The sequence below is a fragment of the Herbaspirillum sp. WGmk3 genome (genome assembly GCF_023952535.1).
In the GTDB taxonomy this organism is placed as follows: domain Bacteria; phylum Pseudomonadota; class Gammaproteobacteria; order Burkholderiales; family Burkholderiaceae_D; genus Herbaspirillum; species Herbaspirillum huttiense.
Genome location: NZ_JAKYWT010000004.1, coordinates 375,984 through 399,951, shown reverse-complemented (window position 1 = coordinate 399,951; position 23,968 = coordinate 375,984). Strand labels below are relative to the sequence as shown.

Here is a 23,968-nt window from a genome sequence, read left to right as displayed (position 1 = left end):
CATCAGCGGGCATTCTGTTTTGTGGGCCGCAGCAAGCTGCAGCCCGGCGCGACGGGCGATCGAGGGATCAGCCGAGCGACTTCTTGGTGCTGCGCTGGCGCGGCTTGGCCTTCTTGACCAGGCCACCGGCGGTAATGCGTTCATTGCCCTTGAGCATGACCTTGCTCACTGAAGGGCGCTTGGTGGCGTGCGACTTGACGATGGTCACTTCGCGCAGGCCGCCCTTGGCGCCGGCAGCGGCTTTCTTGCCTTCGTCCTTTTGCGGGCGATACAGCACCAGCAGCTTGCCGATGTGTTGGACCGGCGCTGCCTTGAGTTCAGCGCAGATGGTTTCGTAGATCGCGATGCGAGCTTCGCGGTCGTCGCCGAAGACGCGGACCTTGATGAGGCCGTGGGCGTTCAGGCTCTTGTCGATTTCCTTCATGACGGATTCGGTCAGGCCACTTTCGCCTACCATCACGACGGGGTTCAAGCCATGGGCCTGGGCGCGCAGTTCGCTGCGCTCGGCGGGAGTCAGATTCAACATGGGAGTGCGGGTTCGGGACGAGGTCTCGGCGAAGCCAAGTTGTCCCTCAATGAGATAAAACCAGTATTCTACGCGAATGGCAAAGAACAAACTGAACAAAAACTGGTTACACGACCATATCAACGACCCTTATGTGAAGTTGGCGCAGAAGGAAGGCTATCGTGCGCGTGCGGCCTACAAGCTCAAGGAAATCGATGAGGAAGAGCGTCTCATCAAGCCCGGGCAGGTGATCGTCGACCTCGGCTGCACTCCCGGCAGCTGGTGCCAGTACGTGCGCAACAAGCTGGCCGGGGCTGAAGGCGGGGGCATCCACGGCACCATCATCGGGCTGGACATCCTGCCGATGGATCCGATTGCGGATGTGCACTACATTCAGGGTGACTTCCGCGAAGACGAGCCGGTACGCCAGCTGGAAGCCTTGCTGCAGGGCCGCAAGGCCGACCTGGTGCTGTCGGACATGGCGCCCAATCTGTCGGGCGTGGCCATTGCCGATGCCGCGCGGGTGGAATACCTGATCGACCTGGCCATCGATTTTGCCCAGCTGCACATGAAACCTGGCGGCGCTTTGCTGGTCAAGTGTTTCAACGGGACCGGCTACAACGAACTGGTGCACAAATTCCGGGCCGAATTCAAGACGGTGATGTCGAAGAAGCCCAAGGCCAGCCGCGACAAGTCGTCCGAAATCTTTCTGCTAGGGAAAATCCTGAAAAATCCTCGCAGCTAATTCAGTTAAAGTTGATGCAAAACCGGTTTGTCGTCCGCAAACCAGCGCAAAATCTGCTGTGAACACGGCGATTTAGTGAATTTTCCTGCCTTGTTTTGCCCGATTTCAGCCTTATATCGATTTCTGTAAATCGTTAGTTTGTCTGAATCGCAGGCAAGAATGTCTTCCCCGCCAGTCTTCAAGCTGATGTCGGAATGGCAAAGAAATGCGCCAGCAGCCGGGTGTGACGCCTTTTTGTGCGTTGCGCGATGGCACAGTGGGGCAGGGCGAGGCTGGGCGGACGGTGGTTTTCCGTGTAAGGGTGGTTGAATCCGGGTAAAATCGGACGATACAAAGGCAACGTGGCGCGCAGGCGTCGGAGGAGTTCCAGTGAACAATATGTTTTCAAAGGCTGCCATCTGGGTAGTCATCGCGCTCGTGCTGTTTATGGTGTTCAAACAGTTCGACAGCCGCAGCATGGCGACCAATGCCAAGCCGATCGCGTATTCGGACTTCATCTCCGAGGTCAAGGCCGGACACATCAAGGATGCGACCATCGAGGATCGCAACATCATCGCCACCACCCAGGACGGCACCAAGGTCAAGACCGCGACCACCATCCTGGACCGCGGCCTGGTCGGTGACCTGCTCAACAATGGCGTGAAGTTCGACGTACGCCAGCCGGAAGAGCAGTCCTTCCTGTCGCAAATCTTCATTTCCTGGTTCCCGATGCTGTTGTTGATTGGCGTCTGGATCTTCTTCATGCGCCAGATGCAAGGCGGCGGCAAGGGCGGTGCGTTCTCCTTCGGCAAGTCGAAGGCGCGCATGCTGGATGAGAACAGCAACTCGGTCACCTTCGCCGATGTCGCCGGTTGCGACGAAGCCAAGGAAGAAGTCCAGGAGCTGGTCGAATTCCTGCGTGACCCGACCAAGTTCCAGAAGCTGGGCGGCCGCATCCCCCACGGCGTGCTGATGGTCGGCCCCCCGGGTACCGGCAAGACCCTGCTGGCCCGCGCCATCGCCGGCGAAGCCAAGGTGCCGTTCTTCACCATCTCGGGTTCGGACTTCGTGGAAATGTTCGTCGGTGTCGGTGCCTCCCGTGTGCGCGACATGTTCGAGAACGCCAAGAAGCACGCTCCCTGCATCATCTTCATCGACGAAATCGACGCCGTCGGCCGCCATCGTGGTGCCGGCATGGGCGGCGGCAACGACGAACGCGAACAGACCCTGAACCAGATGCTGGTGGAGATGGACGGCTTCGAAGCCAACTCCGGCGTCATCGTGATCGCTGCCACCAACCGCGCCGACGTGCTGGACAAGGCGCTGCTGCGTCCGGGCCGCTTCGACCGCCAGGTGATGGTCGGCCTGCCCGATATCCGTGGCCGCGAACAGATCCTCTACGTCCACATGCGCAAGGTGCCCATCGCCCCTGACGTCAAGGCTGACATCCTGGCCCGTGGCACCCCCGGTTTCTCCGGTGCCGACCTGGCCAACCTGGTCAACGAAGCCGCGCTCTTCGCTGCGCGCCGCAACAAGCGCCTGGTGGAAATGCAGGACTTCGAAGATGCCAAGGACAAGATCGTCATGGGTCCGGAACGCAAGTCGGCCGTGATGCGCGAGGAAGAACGCCGCAACACCGCTTATCACGAGTCCGGCCACGCGGTTGTCGCCAAGCTGCTGCCCAAGGCCGATCCGGTCCACAAGGTCACCATCATGCCGCGTGGCTATGCCCTCGGCCTGACCTGGCAGCTGCCGGAACATGACCGCGTGAACATGTACAAGGACAAGATGCTGGAAGAGATCTCGATCCTCTTCGGTGGCCGTATCGCTGAAGAAATCTTCATGCACCAGATGTCCACCGGCGCGTCCAACGACTTCGAGCGCGCCACCAAGCTGGCCCGCGCCATGGTTACCCGCTATGGCATGTCCGTGACCCTGGGCACCATGGTGTATGAAGATTCGGAGCAGGATGCCTACTTCGGCCGCATGTCGTCCAAGACCGTCTCCGAAGCCACCCAGCAAAAGGTGGACGCTGAAATCCGCAGCATCCTGGACGAGCAATATGCCCTGGCCCGCCGCCTGCTGGAAGAGAACCGCGAGAAGGTCGACGTCATGGCCAAGGCCCTGCTGGAATGGGAAACCCTGGACGCTGATCAGGTCAACGACATCATGAATGGCGACGAACCGCGTCCGCCGCGCAATGGTGTGCCGGTCAAGAAGTCGCCCTCGGACAACAACCGTTCCGGCGACGTCTCGCCCAACGCCACTGCCCCGGCCTGAGGCGTGCAGCGCAAGGCGCAGGGCGTGAATGCCTGAAGCCGCAGACCCGATGAAGGTGAGGAGAAATCCTCACCTTTTTTATTTGGCGAATGAATTTGGCAGATGAAAAACCGTGCAGCCGATGGCGCCCCTGCCGGACAAAAGTGTAAAGGCGGTCCATCGGCGGTGTATCATGCTGCCGCACAGCGATGGTGCGCGGCGCAGCATGCTTAGGGCCGCCACCTCGGGCAATTCATCCGCATTACCTACCACAGCAAGATGACGCAAGCTTTCCTCAAATGCGGCAGGTTCCGCCTGCCGGTCCAGCCTGGCCGCCGGCCGCTGGTCATGGGCATCCTCAACGTGACGCCCGATTCCTTTTCCGATGGCGGTCGCCATCATTCGCTGGAACTGGCCCTGACCCATGCCGAACAGATGATTGCCGACGGCGTCGACATCATCGACATCGGTGGCGAGTCCACCCGCCCCGGCATTGCGCCGCTGTCGCTGCAGGAAGAGCTGGAGCGCGTCATGCCGGTGATCTATGCCCTGCGCGACTGCGGCAAGCCCCTGTCCCTGGATACCTACAAGCCGGCCGTCATGCGCGAAGCGCTGGTCGCCGAGGTGGACATGATCAACGACATCAACGGTTTCCGTGCCGAGGGGGCCATCGATGCGGTCAAGGACAGCGAAGCCGGCCTGTGCGTGATGCACATGCAAGGCCAGCCCCAGACCATGCAGCAAGAACCCCGATATGAAGATGTGGTCACCGAGGTCGAGCAATTCCTGCAGACCCAGGTCGGCCTGATGAAGGCGGCCGGTATCGGACGTGAACGAATTTGCATCGACCCCGGTTTTGGTTTCGGCAAGACTGTGGAGCATAATCTGGCTTTGCTCAGGAACACGCGCCGATTGATCGACACGCTGGACCTGCCGCTGCTGGCCGGCATGTCGCGCAAGTCCATGATCGGTGCGGTCACCGGCAAGCCGCTGGAACGCCGCATGGCCGGCAGTATCGGTGCGGCGCTGGCGGCGGCGCAGCAGGGGGCGATGATCATCCGCGTGCACGATGTGGCCGAAACGGTCGATGCGCTGGCCATGTGGCAGGCAGGACGTGGCGACCTTTGATGCGGGCGGCGCTACGTGTGCGAACGTGATCGAAACTCAAGCACGACAACAGATTTCATGGGAAACAGGCCAGTGCGCTCGCCGGGCCTGCAAGACATCAATCAGCAGAAGCGTTAAGCATTAAGCGATAAGGGACCAACATGGCAGGAAAATACTTCGGCACCGATGGCGTGCGCGGTCGCGTGGGCGTGGCCCCGATCACACCGGATTTCGTCATGCGCCTGGGCTATGCGGCAGGCAAGGTCCTGGCCAAGTCCAAGGATGGCGTGGCCCGTCCCACGGTGCTGATCGGCAAGGACACCCGGATCTCCGGCTACATGCTGGAAGCCGCGCTGGAAGCCGGCTTCGCCGCTGCCGGCGTGGACGTCTGGCTGGCCGGCCCGCTGCCGACCCCGGCCGTGGCCTACCTGACCCGCGCCCAGCGTCTCTCGGCCGGTGTGGTGATCTCGGCCTCGCACAATCCCTATCACGACAATGGCATCAAGTTCTTCTCGGCCAAGGGCAACAAGCTGCCCGACCAGGTCGAGGCGGATATCGAAGCGGCGCTGGAGCAGCCCATGGAGTGCGTCCCCTCCGAGAAGCTGGGCAAGGCGCGCCGCCTGTCGGATGCGGCCGGCCGCTACATCGAATTCTGCAAGAGCACCTTCCCCAGTGCCATGGACCTGCGCGGCATGCGCCTGGTGGTGGACTGTGCCAACGGCGCGGCCTACAACATCGCGCCGCACGTATTCCATGAGCTGGGCGCGGAAGTCATCACCATCGGCAACCAGCCCGATGGCCTGAACATCAACGAGGATTGTGGTGCCACCGCGCCTAAATCGCTGGTGGCCTCGGTGCGTGAATACCGGGCCGACCTCGGCATTGCACTCGATGGCGATGCCGACCGTCTCATCATGGTCGATGGCAGCGGCCGTATCTACAACGGTGATGAACTGCTTTACCTGATGGTCAAGGACCGCCTGAGCAGCGGCGCGGTCGATGGCGCAGTCGGTACCCTCATGACCAACATGGCCCTGGAAGTGGCCTTCAAGAAGATGGGCGTGCCCTTCGCACGTGCCAAGGTGGGCGACCGCTACGTGCTGGAAGTGCTGCAGGAGAAGGGCTGGCTGCTCGGCGGCGAAGGCTCCGGCCACCTGCTGGCACTGGACAAGCACACCACCGGCGACGGCATCGTCTCGGCGCTGCAGGTGCTGTGTGCCTTGAAGCGCGCCGGCCAGACCCTGGCGCAGATGACCGGCGACATCACCCTGTATCCGCAATCGCTGATCAATGTGAAGATTCCTGCCGGCTACGACTGGAAGTCCAACACCGCCCTGCAAGCCGAACAGGCCGCCGTGGAAGAAGAACTGGGCGAGCGCGGCCGCGTGCTGCTGCGTCCGTCCGGCACCGAGCCGCTGATCCGCGTGATGGTGGAGGCGCAGGAAGCCGAGCTGGCGCGCAGCATGGCCCAGCGTATCGCGGCCAAGGTGCTCTGAGTCAGTTGTTGCGGATCCAAGGACGATGTCAAAAGAGCTCCCTCATATCCTGATGGTCGAAGACGAACCCAGCATCGCGGAGCTGTTGCGCTTCACGATGCAGGGCGCGGGCTTTGCCACCACCATCGCCACCGACGTGGCCCAGGCCCGCAAGCTGATTGCCGAGTCGCTGCCTCATGTCGTGCTGCTGGACTGGATGCTGCCAGACAGCTCCGGCCTGGTGCTGCTCTCGGAGCTGCGGCGCGACCAGCGCACGGCGGCGCTGCCGGTCATCATGCTCACCGCCAAGGGCATGGAAGAAGACAAGGTCAAGGGCTTGAACGAAGGTGCGGATGATTACGTGACCAAGCCGTTCTCTCCCAAGGAACTGGTGGCGCGCGTGCAGGCCCTGTTGCGCCGAAAGGCGCCGGAGATCGGCAGCCAGGCTCTCAAATACCGCGACATCAGCATTGACGTCGAACGCCGCCAGGTGGCGGTGGCGGGCCGGGCGGTGGCGCTGGACCAGGCCGAATTCAAGCTGCTGCGCTATCTGGTGGCGCATCCGGAACGTATCTTCTCGCGTGCCCAGTTGCTGGACAAGGTCTGGGGTGACCACACCTTCATCGAGGAACGCACGGTGGATGTGCACATCATGCGGCTGCGCAAGTCGCTGGGAGATCTGGCGCATTACGTGCAGACGGTGCGCGGGATGGGGTACAAGCTGAGCGCCGAGCAGTGAGGTGAGCTACCCGCTGGCAGCGCGATGAATGAAAAGGCGATCCCCGGATCGCCTTTTTTGCGTCTGCTCAGTCCAGCGGCACGCTGCGATAGCGGTTCACGTCTGACGCCGAGACGAATCCGCCTTGGTTGCCCCAACTGTTGCGGACATAGGAGACCAATGCCGCCACTTCCTGGTCGCTCAGTTGCGGACCGAAGGGCGGCATGCCGAAGGGATAGGGATTGCCGGCCGTCGAGGGCGGGAAGCCGCCATTGAGCACCGCACGGATGGCATTGACCGGCTGTGGTCCGCCGATGGCGTGGTTGCCCGCCAGCGGCGGATAGTCCGGGGCGCTGCCTTGACCCTTGCCGCCGTGGCAGTCCACGCACAACTCCCCATAGAGCTTCTTGCCCTGTTTGATGATGCGTTCCGCCTCGGCGGGCTCCGGCTGCGCGGCGGCGCTGGCAGCGGGCAGGGGCTGGGGCGGCAGCGACTTCAGGTAGACCGCCATCGCATTGATGTCCTCATCGTTCAGATACTGCAGGCTGCGCCCGACGATTTCCGACATCGGCCCCAGCGAGGTGCCGCGCGGCGAGACGCCAGTCCTGAGCAGGGCGGCGATGTCGGCTTCACTCCAGCCGCCCAGGCCGTGTTCGCCACCATGCAGGGGCGGTGCATACCAGTCCAGCGCGGGGATCATGCCGCCGGCCAGATCCAGCGGTGCGATGCTGGCCGCCACCACGTTGCGGGCGCTGTGGCAGGCGCTGCAATGGCCAGCGCCGCGCACCAGATAGGCACCGCGATTCCACTGGGTGGAGCGCGCCGGATCAGGCTGGTAAACAGCCGGTGTGAAGAAAAACGCACGCCATAGCCCCAGCAGCGGGCGCTGGTCGTAAGGGAAGCGCAAGTCATGTGAACGATTGGGCTGATTTACGGGGGGCAGCGTGCGCAGCCAGGCGAACAGGGCGTCGCTGTCTTCGCGGCTGAGCTGGGTGTAGCTGGTGTAGGGGAAGGCCGGAAAGAGGAAGCGGCCATCGCGTCCGCGCCCGTGGTGCAGGGCACGCCAGAAATCGTCGGCGCTCCAGTCGCCGATGCCGTTGGCGCGATCGGGTGTGATGTTGGTGGTGTAGATCGTGCCGAAGGGTGTCGGCAGGGGGCGTCCCCCGGCATAGGCCGCGCCGCCGCGCACGGTGTGGCAGGCCATGCAATTGCCGGCGCGCGCCAGGTACTGGCCCCTGGTCAGCTGCGCCTGATGGTCGGTCACCGGGACGACCACGCCAGGATCTTCACTGCGCAGGCTTTGCCAGGCGATCACGCCGCCGGTCAGCGCCACCACGGCCAGCACGCTGCCCAGCAGGATTCCCAGGCCCAGGCGCAGGGTCTTGTTCATCGTGCCGCTCCTGCACTGGCGGAGGAAGCTGGCATGCTGCCGCAGGCCACCGGCAAAGGTTTGGGCAGCACGCGCTCAGGCGCATAGTCCGCCGGGACCGGCTGGGAGGACAGCCAGCTGCTGGCGGCATTGATTTCTTCCGGGCTCAATGCCCTGGCGATCTCGCCCATGCAATCGGGGGCCTTGGCGGTGCGTTCGCCATTGCGCCAGGCGCCCAGTTGCGCATTGATGTAGTCGCGCGGCAGGCCCAGCAATCCCGGAATGCCGGGCTGCACGCCGGTCAACCCGGCACCGTGGCAACTGGCGCAGGCCGCAATGCCCTGGGCTGGCTTGCCCTGGCTGACCAGCAGGCGTCCGCGTTCCAGCACCGTGGCGCTCACATCGGCCGGCACCGGGGGCGGATAGGGCGGATGCTGGTCGGCGAAGAACAGGGCGATCTGCTGAAGATAATCGTCAGAGAGATGGCCCAGCAGGTAATTCATCATCGGATAGCGGCGTCGGCCATCGCGGAAACTCTGCAGCTGGTTCAGCAGATAGCCCTCCGGCTTGCCGGCGATGCGCGGATAGTAGCCATCGGCCGTGGCGCGCCCTTCCTTGCCATGGCAGGCGATGCAGGCGGCCATGCGTTCGGCCATGCCCGGTATGGCGCGCGGCTTGTCCGCGGGCGTCTGGGCCATGGCTGCGCCGCCCGCGATCAGTGTCCCCAGGGCGGCGGCTGCAAGCTTCTTCATATTTGTTGTGGGCAAGCGCATCGGCCTATTGTAGTCCATGCGTGCGCCGCGCTTGCGGCTTTGCAAGGCCGGGCGCAGCGGATACAATAGCGGCCTTGTTGGCCCCCGTAGCTCAGTGGATAGAGCGATCCCCTCCTAAGTCAAATTGGGCAGCGGATGCCGAAAGGCGCCGCCTGAATGGAGTCAAAGTCGGTGAACCCTGACAGCGCATGCATGCACGTTTGCAGCGGCTGCTGGCAATACCGAGCCAAGCCGGTTTCCTGCGAAGCCGGAAGGTGTAGAGACTAGACGGCTCCGGCCTTCCGACCTTGCCGTCAGGGCAGGGTCCATGGCCAAGGTATAGTCCAGACTACAAACATCCGGTTACACGACGTTCATGTATCTGATGGTGGCGAAAGCCATAGTGGTATGAAGGGATAGGTCACACGTTCGATCCGTGTCGGGGGCACCAGACAAAAGGAAACGGGCACTTCTTCGGAAGTGCCCGTTTTTTTTGTGCTGCCGATTGGTTGAATGAAGTTGCCAGGCCAGTGGCCTGGCATTGCCTCAATGACCCTGGTTGGTATTGTCCAGGAAGCGTCTTGCGCTCTCGCTCTGAGGCCGGTTTGCTGAGCCGCCAGGCGCTGCCCCCGGCGCTCCCTGCGACGTGCCCGGCACGTTCGGTGCCGGTTGCGCATTGCCCGGTGCAGCCGGAGTCTGGCTGGGTGTCCAGCCGAAGAAGTTCGAGATCGCATCCACCACCGTCACGCCCACATTGGTCACCAGGCCGTTGTTGGGCGTGAAGTTGTCGTAATAGGGCTCGCCATCGATGAAGCGGATGCCTTCCGGTACCGGCAGGTCGAACTGCGGCACCCCCTTCAAGGCCTTGGCCATGTAGTCGACCCAGATCGGCAGCGCCAGCTGTGCGCCGAATTCCTTGCTGCCCAGGCTCTTGGGCTGGTCATAGCCCATCCAGGCCACGGTGGCCAAAGTGCGCTGGTAACCGGCGAACCAGCCGTCGACGGCATCATTGGTGGTACCGGTCTTGCCGGCCAGGTCGGTGCGGCCGATGCTGTTGCTGCGTGCGCCGGTGCCGCCCTGGGCCACCGCCTTGAGCATGCTGGTCATCATGTAGCTGTTGCGTTCCGAGACCACGCGCGGTGCGCCATTGCCCACGATCAGCGGCTCCGCCTTGGACAGCACCTTGCCGCGCGCATCGGTGATCTGCGAGATCAGGTAGGGCTGGATCTTGTAGCCGCCGTTGGCAAACACCGAGTATGCCGCCGACAGTTGCAGCGGATTGGTCTGCCCTGCACCCAGCGCCATGGGCAGGTAGGGCGGGACCTTGTCGGCATCGAAACCATAGGTGCCGGTGATGAAGTCCTTGGCATAGGGAACGCCGATGTAGTCCAGCGTGCGGATGGCCACCAGGTTCACCGACTTCTGCAGGGCAGTGCGCACGGTGATGGGGCCGGCCGGGGTTTCGTCATCCTTGGGTTCCCAGTTCGGCTGGCCGGGGCCGGCCGGATAGGAAACCGGGGCATCGTTGACGATGGAAGCCGGTGCAAAACCCTTCTCCAATGCAGCCGAATAGATGAAGGGTTTGAAGGTCGAACCCGGCTGGCGCCAGGCTTGGGTCACGTGGTTGAAATTGTTCTGGGTGAAGTCGAAACCACCCACCAGGGCGCGGATGGCACCATCCTGCGGCACCACCGAGACCAGCGCCGCTTCCACCTGCGGCAACTGCACCACCTGCCAGTTCTGCTTGGCATCCTGCATCACGCGGATCAGGGCACCCGGCGCGATGCGGATCTCCTTCTTGGCCTTCTCCGACAGGGCCGCGGCCACGAAGCGCAGGGCTTCGCCCTTGATGCTGATCTTGTCGCCGCTGCGCAGCACCGCATCGATCTGCTTGGGGCTGGCAGCCACCACCACGGCGGCCAAGATGTCGTCGTTGTCGGGATGGTCGTCCATGACGTCGTCGATGGCCGAGGCGCGGTCGTCCGCATTGGCGGGCAGCTCGATGGTTTCTTCCGGACCGCGATAGCCGTGGCGGCGGTCGTAATCCATTACGCCCTTGCGCACGGCCAGGTAGGCCGCCTGCTGGTCGGCTGCATTGACGGTGGTGTAGACGTTGAAGCCCTGGGTGTAGGTGTCTTCCTTGTACTGCGCATACACCATCTGGCGCACCATTTCGTTCACGTATTCGGCGTGGATACTGTACTGGCTGCCCGGTGCGCGTACCTTCAGTTCTTCCTTGGCGGCCTTTTCATATTGCGCCTTGGTGATGAAGCCCACTTCCATCATGCGCTGCAGGATGTATTGCTGGCGGATGTGCGCGCGCTTGGGGTTGACGATGGGGTTGTAGGCCGAGGGGGCCTTGGGCAGGCCGGCCAGCATGGCGGCTTCGGCCAGGGAAATATCCTTCAGGTCCTTGCCGAAGTAGGTGCGGGCGGCGGCGGCGAAGCCGAAGGCGCGCTGGCCCAGGTAGATCTGGTTCATGTAGACCTCCAGGATCTGGTCCTTGGTCAGGGCATGTTCGATCTTGTTGGCCAGCAGCACTTCGTAGAGCTTGCGGGAGAAGGTCTTTTCCTTGGTCAGGAAGACGTTGCGCGCCACCTGCATGGTGATGGTGCTGGCCCCCTGCGAGGCACTGCCGCGCAGCACGTCGGTGGCCAGGGCGCGGGCGATGCCGATCCAGTCGATGCCGCCGTGCTCATAGAAACGATAGTCCTCGATGGCCAGCACGGCATTCTTCATGTCGGCCGGGATATCTTCCAGTTTGACCAGGCTGCGCTTTTCTTCACCAAACTCGCCGAGCAGGACCTTGTCCTCGGACCAGATGCGCAGCGGCACCTTGGGACGGTAGTCGGTGATCAGGTCCAGCGAAGGCAGGCGCGGGTTGATGAAGATCAGTGCATACACCACCAGCAGGGCAGCGGCGACGCCGAGACCGAGGATGGACAGACCGATGAACTTGGCGATGTTGGGATTGAGGAAGCCGCGCTGGCGGCGCAGGTCCGGCAAAGAGGAAAAAGGCATGGGATGAGCGGGAATCGGAATGCGCTATCTTACCGCATCGCACCGCCGGCCCGGCGTGCGCGCCACGGGCAATGCTTAACCAGTTGTAACATGGCGCCCGGACGACGGGGAAATTCGAGCTTTTGTCGTTATTTTTCATCAATCCCGTTGCCAAAGTGCAAGCCGCAGCCGTTCCAGCCCATCGGAAGGGGCAAGGGCGCGCTTAAATCAGCATTTGTGCGGCGCAGTCGGTACAATGCCGCTCTCGCGCTTTTTCCTGCATCAAGCGCCTTTCGCATTCATCCTGCGCGGCTTGGGCCGACGCATTCACGCAGATCACGCACGCTATGGCAGTCATTTCCCTCTCCGACGCACAACTGGCCTTCGGCCACGTCGCCCTCCTGGATCACGCCGAATTCTCGCTGGAGACCGGCGAACGCATCGGCCTGATCGGCCGCAACGGCACCGGCAAGTCCTCGCTGCTGAAGATCATTGCCGGCCGTTCCAAGCTCGATGATGGCCTCTTGGTGATGCAGCAGAACCTGAAGATCGCCTACGTCGACCAGGAACCGCATTTCCCGGAAGAGATGACCGTCTTCGACGCCGTGGCCTCGGGCCTGGGCGAGCTGCCGGCGCTCTTGGCCGAATACGAAGCCATCACCGGCCAGTTCGGCGGCGACAATGACGACGCCCTGCTGGAACGCATGCACCAGATCCAGACCGTGCTGGATGCGGCCGACGCCTGGTCTATCGGCAACAAGGTCGAGACCACCCTGGACAAGCTGAACCTGAACCGCGACGCCCGCATCGGCGAGCTCTCCGGCGGCATGAAGAAACGCGTGGCGCTGGCCTGCGGCCTGGTCGGCAACCCCGACGTGCTGCTGCTGGACGAACCGACCAACCACCTCGACTTCGGCTCCATCCTGTGGCTGGAAGGCCTGCTGCGCGACTTCAAGGGCAGCATCCTCTTCATCACCCACGACCGCAGCTTCCTGGACAACGTCTCCACCCGCATCATCGAACTGGATCGCGGCAAGATTCTTTCCTTCCCCGGCAACTTCACGACCTACCAGGCCCGCAAGGCCGAGCTGCTGGCCAATGAAGAAGTGGAAAATGCCAAGTTCGACAAATTCCTGGCGCAGGAAGAAGTCTGGATCCGCAAGGGCGTGCAGGCCCGCCGCACCCGCGACGAAGGCCGCGTGCGCCGCCTCGAAGCCCTGCGCGTGCAGCGCAGCGAGCGCCGCGAGCGGCAGGGGCAGGTGAAGCTGGAAGTGGGTACCGGTGAACGTTCCGGCAAGATCGTGGCGGAACTGGAAAACGTCAACAAGGCGTACGGCCCCAAGACCATCGTGCGCGACTTCAGCAGCATCCTCATGCGCGGCGACAAGGTCGGCCTGATCGGCCAGAACGGTGCCGGCAAGACCACCCTGCTCAAGCTGATCCTGGGCGAGGAAACGCCCGACAGCGGCACCGTGAAGCAGGGGACCAAGATGCAGGTCGCGTATTTCGATCAGATGCGCGCGCAGCTGAATGAAGAAACGACCCTGGCCGATACCATCGCGCCGGGCAGCGACTGGGTGGAAGTCAACGGCCAGCGCAAGCATGTGATGACCTATCTGTCGGACTTCCTGTTCGCGCCGGAACGCGCCCGTTCGCCGGTGCGCACGCTCTCCGGTGGCGAGCGCAACCGCCTGTTGCTGGCGCGCCTGTTCGCCAAGCCGGCCAACGTGCTGGTGCTGGACGAGCCGACCAACGACCTCGATATCGATACCCTGGAACTGCTGGAAGAATTGCTGGAAGAATATGAAGGCACCGTCTTCTTGGTCAGCCACGACCGCATGTTCCTGGACAACGTGGTCACGCAGGTGATCGCCTCCGAAGGCAATGGCGTCTGGCGTGAATACGTGGGCGGTTATTCAGACTGGGAGCGCCAGCGCCCGGCGCAGACATCGGCAGGGGCCAAGGCTGCTGCCAAGGCGGCCGACAAGAACGAGGTCAAGGCCGAGTCCACCATGGCCGCACCGGCCGCAGCACCTGCGCCGGCCAAGAAGAAGCTGAGCTACAAGGAACAGCGCGAGCTGGAAGAACTGCCCAAGCGCATCGCCGCGCTGGAAGCGGAACAGAAGGAGCTGTCGGCGAAACTGGCCGATCCGGATCTGTACAAGAAGGGGGCCGATGAAGCCGTCAAGCTGAACCAGCGCTTCGCCGAGATCGACGAAGAACTGCTGGTGAGCCTGGAACGCTGGGAAGAGATCGAAGGGAAGCAGTAAGCCCGAACGGGCTGTTCAGCTCGGCTTGCGCAATGCTTCGCGCAGGTCGGGCAGCATCTCCCGCAGGTTGGGCGCGTCCTCGGCATGGGGACGCAGGGCCAGATAGGCTTCCAGATCCTCCAGCGCCGCCTGGGCTTGCCCGAGGTTGGCATAGGCCAGCCCACGGTCGCGTTTCTCGGTGATTTCCTCGGGCAGCAGGATCACCAGCCTCTCCTGTACATCCAGCACCTGTTGCCAGCGCTGGCTTTCCATGAAGATGGCCTTGAGGTTGCGCAGCATGCGCGCCAGGATCTCGCGTGGATGGGCCGCGCGCAGGTAGGCCGCCAGCGGCAGTTCATCCCCGAAATCTTCTTCCGGCTGATGCGCCAGATAGGGCTCCAGCCGCTCTTCCAGTTCCTGCCGCGACAGGCTCGCGCCATTCATGGGATCGAGCACGATTTCACCGGATTGCACCGACAGCTTCATCAGGAAGTGGCCGGGGAAGGAAACCCCCTTCATCTCCAGGCCGATCTGCTGCGCCAGTTCGATATAGACCACCGCCAGCGAGATCGGAATGCCGCGCCGCGTCGAAATCACGCGGTGGATATAGCTGTTGTCGGGATCGTAGTAATTGTTGACGTTGCCGGCGAAGGCCATTTCCTGGAAGAAGAAATGGTTCAGCATGCGCAGCTTCTGGATCTGCGAGGCATCCTGGGGCAGGCGCTGCCTGAGCTTGAGCGCCAGCGTGTCGAGCGCCATCTCTTCCTCGGCAAAATCCATTTCCGGATAAAAATCCTGTCCCAGCGTCAAGGCGGATTCGAACAGCGGAATCGAATCGTCCTGGCGCACCAGCGAAGCAAAATAGTCGAGGGAGGTGAGCGTCATGTCACCCATGCTATCAAAATATTGCGCGCTGCGTCAGGTCTGCCGGGCGGGGAATGAAATTTCTTGTTTCAGACCGCCCCAGGCTTGTGCTGAAGCGGCCTGCAAGGCTGATCAGCGGCGCGCGATGCGCTTGAATTCACGCAGGCGGAAGCCCATCGCGAACAGCGGGCCGAAATAGGCCACCGCACACACCGCCAGCACCAGCATCAGCGCCCCGATGCGCAGCAGCGGATGAGCGCGCAGGGCGACCCAGTCGAAGTGGCCGGAAATCCACAGCGCCACCCCGGCCATCACCAGCAGCGCGCCGGTCAGGCGCACCAGGAACAGTCCCCAGCCCGGACGCGGCACGTAGATCTGGCGGCGGCGCAGGCCGATGTAAAGACACAGGGCATTGAGGCAGGCCCCCAGACCGATCGACAAGGCCAGGCCGGCGTGCGAGAACAGGGGCACGAAGACGCTGTTCATGAGCTGGGTGGCGATCAGCACGCCCACGGCGATGATGACGGGGGTGCGGATATCCTGCTTGGCATAGAAGCCGGGGGCCAGAATCTTCACCACGATCAGGCCGATCAGGCCGACACCGTAGGCCACCAGTGCGTGGCCGACCATGGTCACCGACAGAGCATCGAAGCGGCCATAGTGGAACAGGGTGGCGGTGAGCGGCTCGGAGAGCGTGGCCAGGCCCACGGCCGAGGGCATGGCCAGCATGAAGGTCAGGCGCAGGCCCCAGTCCAGCAGGGCGGAATATTCATCCATGTCGTCGGCAGCATGGGCGTTGGCCAGGCTGGGCAGCAGGATGGTGCCGAGCGCCACGCCCAGCAGGGCGGTGGGAAATTCCATCAGGCGGTCGGCATAGCTGAGCCACGAGACGCTGCCGTGTTCCAGGCGCGAGGCGATGTTGGTGTTGATCATCAGGCTGATCTGCGCGGCCGAGACGGCGAAGACGGCCGGGCCCATCTTCTTGAGCACGCGCTTGACGCCTTCGTCGCGCAGGCCCAGCAGGGGATTCCAGTACAGGCGCGGCAGCATGCCGATCTTGATCAGCGCCGGCACCTGGATCGCCACCTGCAGGATGCCGCCCACCAGCACCGCGAAGGCCATCGCATAAATGGGCTGTTCCATGAAGGGGGCCACGAAGAGCGAGGCCACGATGAAGGCGACATTGAGCAGCACCGAGGTGACTGCCGGGATCTTGAATTCCTTCCAGGTATTGAGGATGCCGCCGGCCAGCGCCACGAAGGCCATGAAGCCGATGTACGGGAACATGATGCGGGTCATCAGCACCGAGGCATGGAAGGCCTCCGGGTTGTATTGGAGTCCGGTGGCGATGAAATAGACCACGAACGGGGTGGCGATGATGCCGGCCACGCAGGTGATCAGCATGACCCACATCAGTGCCGTGGCCACGTGGTCCACCAGGTGTTTGGTCTCCTCGGGACCGCGGCGGTTCTTGTATTCGGCCAGGATGGGCACGAAGGCCTGCGAGAAGGCGCCTTCGGCGAAGAGCCGGCGCAGCAGGTTGGGAATGCGGAAGGCGATGTTGAAGGCGTCGGTGTAGGCCGAAGCGCCGAAGGCGCGGGCGAACAGGATTTCCCGGGCCAGCCCGGTGATGCGCGAGAGCATCGTCATGCCGGAGATGGCGGCGAGGGTTTTATGCAGATTCATGGAGCGGCATTATAGCGGTGGGCAGCGGTGCTTTTGCTGGAGTGGCAAGGATTGGTGCGGGAGCACGACAGGGGGCGGGCAGGCCCGGACACGGGTGGTTCGGAGGCGATATGAAGGAAAAGACAATCCCCCTGCTGCACGGCGCAATAGACTCGCTGCCTTGGCCACAGGTTCGGCGGCAGGCATGAATTTCTTTGCGGAAATCGGGATGAGTGCGGTGGCATCGCAACGGATGGCACCGTGTTTACAGCAGAAGCAGACAAGTTGATTGCCTTGTCACGGGAATCTCGTTATAATCCGATGCTTTACAGAATTTGGCATCGCGAGTCCTCGGGGTTTGCGGCGCAAACGACTCTCGATTTAGGATAATTTTCATGGCAAATACCGCACAGGCACGTAAGCGTGCTCGTCAAGCAGTCAAGCAAAACGCTCACAACTCGAGCCAGCGCTCGACCCTGCGCACCGCAATCAAGGCAGTTCGCAAGGCGATCGCCGCCGGCGACAAGGCTGCAGCAACCTCCGTGTTCCAATCTTCCGTGTCGACCATCGACAGCATCGCCGACAAGAAGATCATTCACAAGAACAAGGCCGCTCGCCACAAGAGCCGCCTGGCTGCTGCCCTGAAGGCCCTGGCTGCTTAATTGCATCCTGGCTTGAACTGAAGCGCGGCGTTGCCCGCTTCAGGCTGCAGTACAAGAAAACCGCTTGATTTCAAGCGGTTTTTTGCGTTTGGGCGACGGTTTTCCATGGCCGTCTCCAGTATGTCGCTGGCGAGATAACGGGCTGCAGCCACACGCTGCAGCCCGGATGCCTTATTGGGGCAATCCCTCGATCCTGGTACCGGGCTTGATGTTCTTCTGCTTGAACCAGCCCTTGTTCATCTCCAGCGCATAGACCGCCGCGCGCTTGGCACAGTGCGAATCCAGGGTCTGTTCCTTCATTTCCTCGATGTTGATGATGACGCCTTTTTCGTCCATGAAGGCCACCGACAGCGGGATCAGCGTATTTTTCATCCACATGCATACCCCGGCCGGCTGGCCGAACAGGAACAGCATGCCCTCGTTGTCGCCCATCTTCTCGCGGAACATCAGGCCTTGCTCGCGCTCGGCTTCGGTCTGGGCCACTTCGGCCTTGATCAGGTGGATGCCGATATTGAGCTGGGTGGTCGGGAATTTGCGCACCTGCGGCGTCTGCGCGCCGGCGGTGGACAGGCAGCCGACAGCCAGCAGGGCGACGGCGCTGTGCATGAAGCAACGGGAAAGTCGGGAAAGTGAAGATTGGCGCATGTTCTTTATCAATCGGGATTCGGATCGGGCAGGATAGCAGCAGCGGGGCGGGCGTGTGCAGCGGGAGCGGGGCGCTGGCCGGCGTGGATGGCTACGGGGCGCGTCGCCTGAACCGCGCGGACATGAAAAAAGGCAGGACCAGCCTGCCTTTTTTGAGTGCGGACGCTAATTACTTAGCTTCAGCTGCCTTCTTTGCCTTCTTTGCCTTCTTTGCCTTCTTGGCCTTCTTTGCCTTCGGAGCAGCGGCTTCAGCCTTCGGCGCTTCCGGAGCGGCCGGAGCTTGTGCGAAAGCAGCAGTGGCGAACAGACCAGCGATCAGAGCGGCGATCAATTTTTTCATTTTGCGTCCTTCAATTCAACATGTTAGGGATGTGAGGCAAACGATGATTCGTGCGAATCACTGCCAATAACGGCGCGCGCGTATGAAGGTTGACACCATTTCGGATCTTTTTTATGAGGTTTCGGGAAGAAGTGTGCAGCCCTGAGTGCTTCAAACCTTGTCAGATTGTTCACGCAGCGCTCAGGCATCCAGTTCCTGTGGATCGACTTCGCGCCATTCGCCGGGCATCACCGGATGGGTCGCCAGCGAGAACGGGCCGATGGCGATGCGCACCAGTCGCAGCGTCGGCAGGCCCACGGCCGCCGTCATGCGGCGCACCTGGCGGTTCTTGCCTTCGCTGATGGTCAGGGCGATCCAGCTGGTGGGCTGGTTGGCACGCTGGCGGATGGGCGGCGTGCGTGGCCACATCCAGGCCGGCTCCTGGATCAAGCGGGCCTCTCCGGGTTGGGTGACGAAGTCGCCCAGGTCCAGCGGATCGCGCAGGCGCTGCAGCGCCTCCGGCGTGGCCAGGCCTTCCACCTGTGCCAGGTAGGTCTTGGGCTGCTTGCGGCGCGGATGGGCGATGGCGTGCTGCAGCTTGCCGTCATCGGTGAGCAGCAGCAGGCCTTCACTGTCGGCATCGAGCCGGCCTGCAGGGTAGATGTCGGGAAGGTCGAGGTAATCGGCCAGCGTCTGGCGCTCGGGATGGGCGGAGAACTGGCTCATCACGCCGAAGGGTTTGTTGAAGAGGATCAAAGGCATGCGCTAGTGTCGCAAAAAGATGGCCTTGCGTAAAATCCTGATGCATAATCAATCAGGCAAGTCATGTGTCTTATATAAGACCTGCTGATTGCAATCCGGAATTTTTCCGGCTGAAAATCCGGAAATCTCTTAAAATTCCCCGCTTGTATGGCAATTCATGCAAGGTCCTTGCCGATGTGCATGGGCTTTGCCGCTGATGCTTCCCAACGCTACCGCCTCAACCGTCGGAGACCACGATGTCGTACCAACATATCCAAGTGCCTGCAGAAGGGTGCAAGATCACCGCCAACGCCGATGACACTCTCAATGTCCCCAACAACCCCATCATTCCTTTCATCATGGGCGATGGCGTGGGCGTGGACGTCACGCCGGTGATGCTCAAGGTGGTCGATGCCGCGGTGGAGAAGGCCTACGGCGGTGCGCGCAAGATCCACTGGATGGAAATCTATGCGGGCGAGAAGTCGACCAAGCTCTACGGTGCCGATACCTGGCTGCCCGAGGAGACACTGGACGTGCTCAAGGAGTATCTGGTCTCGATCAAGGGGCCGCTGTCCACGCCGGTCGGGGGCGGCATCCGTTCCTTGAACGTGACCATGCGCCAGCAGCTGGACCTCTATGTCTGCCTGCGTCCGGTGCGCTATTTCAAAGGCGTGCCCTCGCCGCTGAAGGAGCCCGAGAAGACCGACATGGTGATCTTCCGCGAGAACTCCGAAGACATCTACGCCGGTATTGAATGGCAGGCCGGTACCCCGGAAGTGAAGAAACTGATCGAGCTGCTCACGCGCGAGATGGGGGTCAAGAAGCTGCGCTTCCCTGAGACCTCGGCGCTGGGCATCAAGCCGGTCTCGCGCGAAGGTACCGAGCGACTGGTGCGCAAGGCCATCCAGTACGCCATCGACCACGACAAGCCTTCGGTGACGCTGGTCCACAAGGGCAACATCATGAAGTACACCGAGGGTGCTTTCCGTGACTGGGGTTATGCGCTGGCCGGCCGCGAATTCGGGGCCGAACTGATCGACGACGGCCCGTGGATGCGCCTGAAGAACCCCAAGACCGGCCGCCAGATCGTCATCAAGGATGCCATCACCGATGCCTTCTTCCAGCAGGTGCTGATGCGCCCGGCGGAATACAGCGTCATCGCCACCATGAACCTGAACGGCGACTACATTTCGGACGCCGTGGCGGCTCAGGTCGGCGGTATCGGCATTGCTCCGGGCGCCAACATGTCCGATTCGGTGGCCGTGTTCGAAGCCACCCACGGCACCGCACCGAAGTATGCCGGCAAGGATTATGTGAACCCCGGTTCCAGCATTCTTTCGGCAGAAATGATGCTGCGCCACATGGGCTGGATCGAGGCCGCGGATCTCATCATCACGGCCATGCAGAAGTCAGTCTCGGCCAAGCGCGTGACCTATGATTTCGCGCGTTTGCTGGAAGGGGCGACGCAGGTTTCCTGCTCCGGTTTCGGTGAAGCGCTGATCGAAAACATGTAAGCCGGACGGACTGCTTCTGCAGCGTGATTTGCTGCAAATCAATGATGAAAAAACAACACTCAGCCAGGCATCTACCTGGCTGTTTGCATTTCGGTTACGTAGTCATTGCGGGCGCAGCAATGGCGGCGCCCCAATGAAAAAAGCCCCGCAAGAGCGGGGCTTTTAGAGAAACCGGGGTTTAAGCGGCGTTCTGGATGTTCGAAGCTTGCTTGCCTTTGGGGCCTTGCGTAACGTCAAACTGGACTTTTTGACCTTCTTTCAGGGTCTTGAAGCCGTTCATCTGGATTGCGGAGAAGTGAGCGAACAGATCTTCGCCGCCGTCATCCGGAGTGATAAAGCCAAAGCCTTTGGAATCATTGAACCACTTGACAGTACCTGTTGCCATAAAAGCATCTTTCAAAATTAACTATTCACACGAGCCGTCAAAGCAAGAAGCATCGCGCGTCACGCAGCCCCCCTTAAACCTGCCCCCTATCGTATCGATGAGTTGTTACATTTAGTAACTACTAATCAATGAATTCCATTGTTCTCGGTCGAAATCCAAAAGTCAAGCAGTTTTCACGTTCCGCTTTGTGGCCCTGTTTGAGCGATGGAGAAAGAAACCCTTGATTTAGGATAAATCATCGTCATCTGCGCAAGGTCCGGAAAACAAGTAATATCTATCTCATCTAGAGGTTACGTGATCATTGTGCGTTGCACAGCTTTGATGGTCGAATAAACGCATGGCAACCAAGCACGAAAATGATGGCGGTACAGTCCTGGAACGGCAGGAGGCAAAACTCAAGCCGCCCCCGATGTACCAGGTTTTATTGTTGAACGATGACTATACGCCGATGGAATTCGTCGTCGCAGTCATCCAGCAGTACTTCAACAAGGACCGTGAAACCGCGACGCAGATCATGCTCAAGGTTCACCGCGATGGGAAGGGAATGTGTGGTGTGTATCCCAAAGATATCGCATCCACAAAAGTGGAACTCGTTTTAACCCACGCTCGAAAAGCAGGGCACCCCCTGCAATGCGTGATGGAGGAAGCATGATTGCGCAGGAACTCGAAGTCAGTTTGCACATGGCCTTTGTCGAAGCCAGACAATCGCGTCATGAATTCATTACCGTGGAACACTTGCTGCTCGCGCTGCTGGACAATCCTTCGGCGGCCGAAGTGCTGCGCGCCTGCTCGGTGAACATTGATGATCTGCGCAAGACGCTGACCAATTTCATCACCGACAACACGCCCACGGTCCCCGGCACCAATGAGGTGGATACCCAGCCCACGCTGGGCTTCCAGCGCGTCATCCAGCGCGCCATCATGCACGTGCAGTCGGCCTCCAACGGCAAGAAGGAAGTCACCGGCGCCAATGTGCTGGTGGCCATCTTCGGCGAGAAGGATTCGCACGCGGTCTACTACTTGCACCAGCAGGGCGTGACCCGTCTGGACGTGGTCAACTTCATCTCGCACGGCGTGCGCAAGGATCAGCAGGCTGATCCGCAGAAGGCCCCGGAAGGCGCGGAAGACGTGCAAGCCGAAGGCCAGCAGAAGGAAAGCCCGCTGGACCAGTTCACCCAGAACCTGAACAAGGCGGCCGCCGAAGGCAAGATTGATCCGCTGATCGGCCGCGATTCCGAGGTCGAGCGCGTCATCCAGACCCTGTGCCGCCGCCGCAAGAACAATCCGCTGCTGGTGGGTGAAGCCGGTGTGGGCAAGACCGCCATCGCCGAAGGCCTGGCCTGGCGCGTGACGCAAGGCGACGTGCCCGAGATACTGAAGAATGCCGTCGTCTATTCGCTGGACATGGGCGCGCTGCTGGCCGGTACCAAGTACCGTGGCGATTTCGAGCAGCGCCTGAAGGCCGTGTTGAAGCAATTGAAGGACAGCCCCAACGGCATTCTCTTCATCGACGAAATCCACACCATCATCGGTGCGGGTTCGGCGTCGGGCGGTACGCTGGATGCGTCCAACCTGTTGAAGCCTGCGCTGTCGAGCGGCCAGTTGAAGTGCATCGGCGCGACCACCTACACCGAATTCCGTGGCGTCTTCGAGAAGGACCACGCGCTGTCGCGTCGCTTCCAGAAGATCGATGTGAACGAACCGACCGTGGAGCAGACCGTGCAGATCCTGCGCGGCCTGAAGTCCAAGTTCGAGGAACACCACGGCGTGAAGTATTCTGCTTCGGCCCTGACCTCGGCAGCCGAACTGGCGGCACGCTTCATCAATGACCGTCACTTGCCCGACAAGGCCATCGACGTGATCGACGAAGCTGGTGCTGCCCAGCGCATCCTGCCCAAGTCCAAGCAGAAGAAGACCATCGGCAAGCCGGAAATCGAGGAAATCATTTCCAAGATCGCCCGTATCCCGCCGCAGTCCGTGAACCAGGATGATCGCGCCAAGCTGCAGACCATCGATCGCGACCTGAAGAACGTTGTGTTCGGGCAGGATCCGGCCATCGAAGCACTGGCCTCGGCCATCAAGATGGCACGTGCCGGCCTGGGCAAGACCGACAAGCCGATCGGTTCCTTCCTGTTCTCCGGTCCGACCGGCGTGGGCAAGACCGAAGTGGCCAAGCAGCTGGCCTTCATCCTCGGCATCGAGCTGGTACGGTTCGACATGTCCGAATACATGGAGCGCCACGCCGTGAGCCGCCTGATCGGCGCGCCCCCGGGCTATGTCGGTTTCGACCAAGGCGGCCTCTTGACCGAAGCCGTCAACAAGAAGCCGCACGCCGTGCTGCTGCTGGATGAAATCGAAAAGGCGCACCCTGACATCTTCAACATTCTGTTGCAGGTGATGGACCATGGCACGCTGACCGACAACAATGGCCGCAAGACCGACTTCCGCAACGTGATCATCATCATGACCACCAACGCGGGGGCCGAGAGTCTGCAGAAGCGCACCATCGGCTTCACCGAGAAGAAGGAAGCCGGCGACGAAATGGCGGACATCAAGCGCATGTTCACCCCGGAGTTCCGCAACCGTCTGGATGCCATCATCAGCTTCCGCCCACTGGACGAGGAAATCATCCTGCGCGTGGTCGACAAGTTCCTGATGCAACTGGAAGAGCAGCTGCACGAAAAGAAGGTGGAAGCCGTCTTCTCGGACAACCTGCGCAAGTTCCTGGGCAAGAAGGGCTTCGATCCGTTGATGGGGGCACGCCCGATGTCGCGCCTGATCCAGGACCTGATCCGCAAGGCGCTGGCCGACGAACTGCTGTTCGGCAAGCTGGTCAGCGGTGGCCGCGTGACGGTGGAGATGGACGACAAGGAGCAGATCAAGCTGGACTTCCCCGAGGGTGACGATTCGTCCCCGCCGGAAGAGCCGCAAGAGAAGCTCGAAGTCGAATAAGCGCATCAAGCAAGCCATCAAGGCCACGTCGGGAAACCGGCGTGGCCTTTTGTTTTGCAGCTT

Annotated in this window: 20 protein-coding genes; 10 read left to right on the top strand and 10 right to left on the bottom strand. The window is 61.6% G+C overall.

The annotated features are described in order from the left end of the window. Positions 1 to 67 precede the first annotated feature (67 nt). Positions 68 to 526, bottom strand: a complete 459-nt coding sequence (gene yhbY / locus MKD49_RS17485; RefSeq protein WP_034340366.1) for a ribosome assembly RNA-binding protein YhbY — start codon at positions 524 to 526, stop codon at positions 68 to 70. A gap of 76 nt (positions 527 to 602) precedes the next feature. On the opposite strand from yhbY, the gene MKD49_RS17480 reads away from it, so the two are divergent. From MKD49_RS17480 to MKD49_RS17460, 5 genes are all read left to right on the top strand, one after another. Continuing rightward, complete coding sequence (locus tag MKD49_RS17480; RefSeq protein ID WP_034340369.1) at positions 603 to 1,250, top strand: RlmE family RNA methyltransferase; 648 nt, start codon at positions 603 to 605, stop codon at positions 1,248 to 1,250. Positions 1,251 to 1,619: 369 nt separating this feature from the next. Beyond that, positions 1,620 to 3,509, top strand: coding sequence for an ATP-dependent zinc metalloprotease FtsH (gene ftsH / locus MKD49_RS17475; RefSeq protein ID WP_121038211.1), 1,890 nt, complete (start codon positions 1,620 to 1,622; stop codon positions 3,507 to 3,509). A gap of 258 nt (positions 3,510 to 3,767) precedes the next feature. Next, the gene (gene folP / locus MKD49_RS17470) at positions 3,768 to 4,616 is read left to right on the top strand and encodes a dihydropteroate synthase (protein ID WP_121038214.1); all 849 of its coding nucleotides are present in this window, start codon (positions 3,768 to 3,770) and stop codon (positions 4,614 to 4,616) included. A gap of 140 nt (positions 4,617 to 4,756) precedes the next feature. After that, a complete protein-coding gene (gene glmM, locus MKD49_RS17465; protein ID WP_034340380.1) occupies positions 4,757 to 6,091 on the top strand; it encodes a phosphoglucosamine mutase in 1,335 nt (444 codons plus the stop codon). A 25-nt stretch (positions 6,092 to 6,116) separates the two neighbouring features. Beyond that, positions 6,117 to 6,809 (top strand): response regulator, encoded by a 693-nt coding sequence (locus MKD49_RS17460; RefSeq protein WP_034340383.1) that lies wholly within the window; start codon positions 6,117 to 6,119, stop codon positions 6,807 to 6,809. A 67-nt stretch (positions 6,810 to 6,876) separates the two neighbouring features. Here the strand turns inward: MKD49_RS17460 and MKD49_RS17455 are convergent, their stop codons facing one another. From MKD49_RS17455 to MKD49_RS17445, 3 genes are all read right to left on the bottom strand, one after another. Continuing rightward, positions 6,877 to 8,178, bottom strand: a complete 1,302-nt coding sequence (locus tag MKD49_RS17455) for a cytochrome c (protein ID WP_252696922.1) — start codon at positions 8,176 to 8,178, stop codon at positions 6,877 to 6,879. Continuing rightward, complete coding sequence (locus MKD49_RS17450) at positions 8,175 to 8,909, bottom strand: cytochrome c (RefSeq protein WP_371925481.1); 735 nt, start codon at positions 8,907 to 8,909, stop codon at positions 8,175 to 8,177. The genes MKD49_RS17455 and MKD49_RS17450 overlap by 4 nt, the downstream gene beginning before the upstream one ends. 546 nt (positions 8,910 to 9,455) lie before the next feature. Next, the gene (locus MKD49_RS17445; protein WP_252696920.1) at positions 9,456 to 11,930 is read right to left on the bottom strand and encodes a penicillin-binding protein 1A; all 2,475 of its coding nucleotides are present in this window, start codon (positions 11,928 to 11,930) and stop codon (positions 9,456 to 9,458) included. A 326-nt stretch (positions 11,931 to 12,256) separates the two neighbouring features. Between MKD49_RS17445 and MKD49_RS17440 the strand changes: the two genes are divergently transcribed. Further along, positions 12,257 to 14,179 carry an ATP-binding cassette domain-containing protein gene (locus tag MKD49_RS17440; RefSeq protein WP_121038227.1) on the top strand — a complete coding sequence of 641 codons (1,923 nt, stop codon included), beginning with the start codon at positions 12,257 to 12,259 and terminating at the stop codon, positions 14,177 to 14,179. A gap of 15 nt (positions 14,180 to 14,194) precedes the next feature. On the opposite strand, the gene MKD49_RS17435 is transcribed toward MKD49_RS17440, so the two are convergent. After that, positions 14,195 to 15,043 (bottom strand): SirB1 family protein, encoded by an 849-nt coding sequence (locus MKD49_RS17435; RefSeq protein WP_034340401.1) that lies wholly within the window; start codon positions 15,041 to 15,043, stop codon positions 14,195 to 14,197. A gap of 111 nt (positions 15,044 to 15,154) precedes the next feature. Beyond that, positions 15,155 to 16,708 (bottom strand): murein biosynthesis integral membrane protein MurJ, encoded by a 1,554-nt coding sequence (murJ, locus tag MKD49_RS17430; RefSeq protein ID WP_252696919.1) that lies wholly within the window; start codon positions 16,706 to 16,708, stop codon positions 15,155 to 15,157. 374 nt (positions 16,709 to 17,082) lie between these two features. On the opposite strand from murJ, the gene rpsT reads away from it, so the two are divergent. After that, on the top strand, positions 17,083 to 17,349 hold the full coding sequence (gene rpsT / locus MKD49_RS17425) for a 30S ribosomal protein S20 (protein ID WP_006463174.1): 267 nt from the start codon (positions 17,083 to 17,085) through the stop codon (positions 17,347 to 17,349). A gap of 171 nt (positions 17,350 to 17,520) precedes the next feature. Here the strand turns inward: rpsT and MKD49_RS17420 are convergent, their stop codons facing one another. The 3 genes from MKD49_RS17420 to MKD49_RS17410 all read right to left on the bottom strand — a co-directional run bounded on the left by MKD49_RS17420 (position 17,521) and on the right by MKD49_RS17410 (position 19,075). Then, positions 17,521 to 17,994, bottom strand: a complete 474-nt coding sequence (locus MKD49_RS17420; RefSeq protein WP_134134743.1) for a DUF192 domain-containing protein — start codon at positions 17,992 to 17,994, stop codon at positions 17,521 to 17,523. Between the two features lie 169 nt (positions 17,995 to 18,163). Continuing rightward, complete coding sequence (locus MKD49_RS17415; RefSeq protein ID WP_006463172.1) at positions 18,164 to 18,334, bottom strand: hypothetical protein; 171 nt, start codon at positions 18,332 to 18,334, stop codon at positions 18,164 to 18,166. Positions 18,335 to 18,514: 180 nt separating this feature from the next. Then, positions 18,515 to 19,075 carry a pseudouridine synthase gene (locus tag MKD49_RS17410; protein WP_209568601.1) on the bottom strand — a complete coding sequence of 187 codons (561 nt, stop codon included), beginning with the start codon at positions 19,073 to 19,075 and terminating at the stop codon, positions 18,515 to 18,517. Between the two features lie 236 nt (positions 19,076 to 19,311). Between MKD49_RS17410 and icd the strand changes: the two genes are divergently transcribed. Continuing rightward, positions 19,312 to 20,568, top strand: coding sequence for an NADP-dependent isocitrate dehydrogenase (gene icd, locus MKD49_RS17405; RefSeq protein ID WP_121038241.1), 1,257 nt, complete (start codon positions 19,312 to 19,314; stop codon positions 20,566 to 20,568). 178 nt (positions 20,569 to 20,746) lie between these two features. On the opposite strand, the gene MKD49_RS17400 is transcribed toward icd, so the two are convergent. After that, positions 20,747 to 20,953: a cold-shock protein gene (locus tag MKD49_RS17400; RefSeq protein WP_006463169.1), complete on the bottom strand. Its 207-nt coding sequence runs from the start codon at positions 20,951 to 20,953 to the stop codon at positions 20,747 to 20,749. Between the two features lie 337 nt (positions 20,954 to 21,290). Between MKD49_RS17400 and clpS the strand changes: the two genes are divergently transcribed. Beyond that, positions 21,291 to 21,605: an ATP-dependent Clp protease adapter ClpS gene (clpS, locus tag MKD49_RS17395; RefSeq protein WP_034330154.1), complete on the top strand. Its 315-nt coding sequence runs from the start codon at positions 21,291 to 21,293 to the stop codon at positions 21,603 to 21,605. Continuing rightward, complete coding sequence (gene clpA, locus MKD49_RS17390; RefSeq protein WP_039788676.1) at positions 21,602 to 23,905, top strand: ATP-dependent Clp protease ATP-binding subunit ClpA; 2,304 nt, start codon at positions 21,602 to 21,604, stop codon at positions 23,903 to 23,905. Before clpS ends, clpA begins: the two co-directional genes overlap by 4 nt. Positions 23,906 to 23,968: the final 63 nt, after the last annotated feature.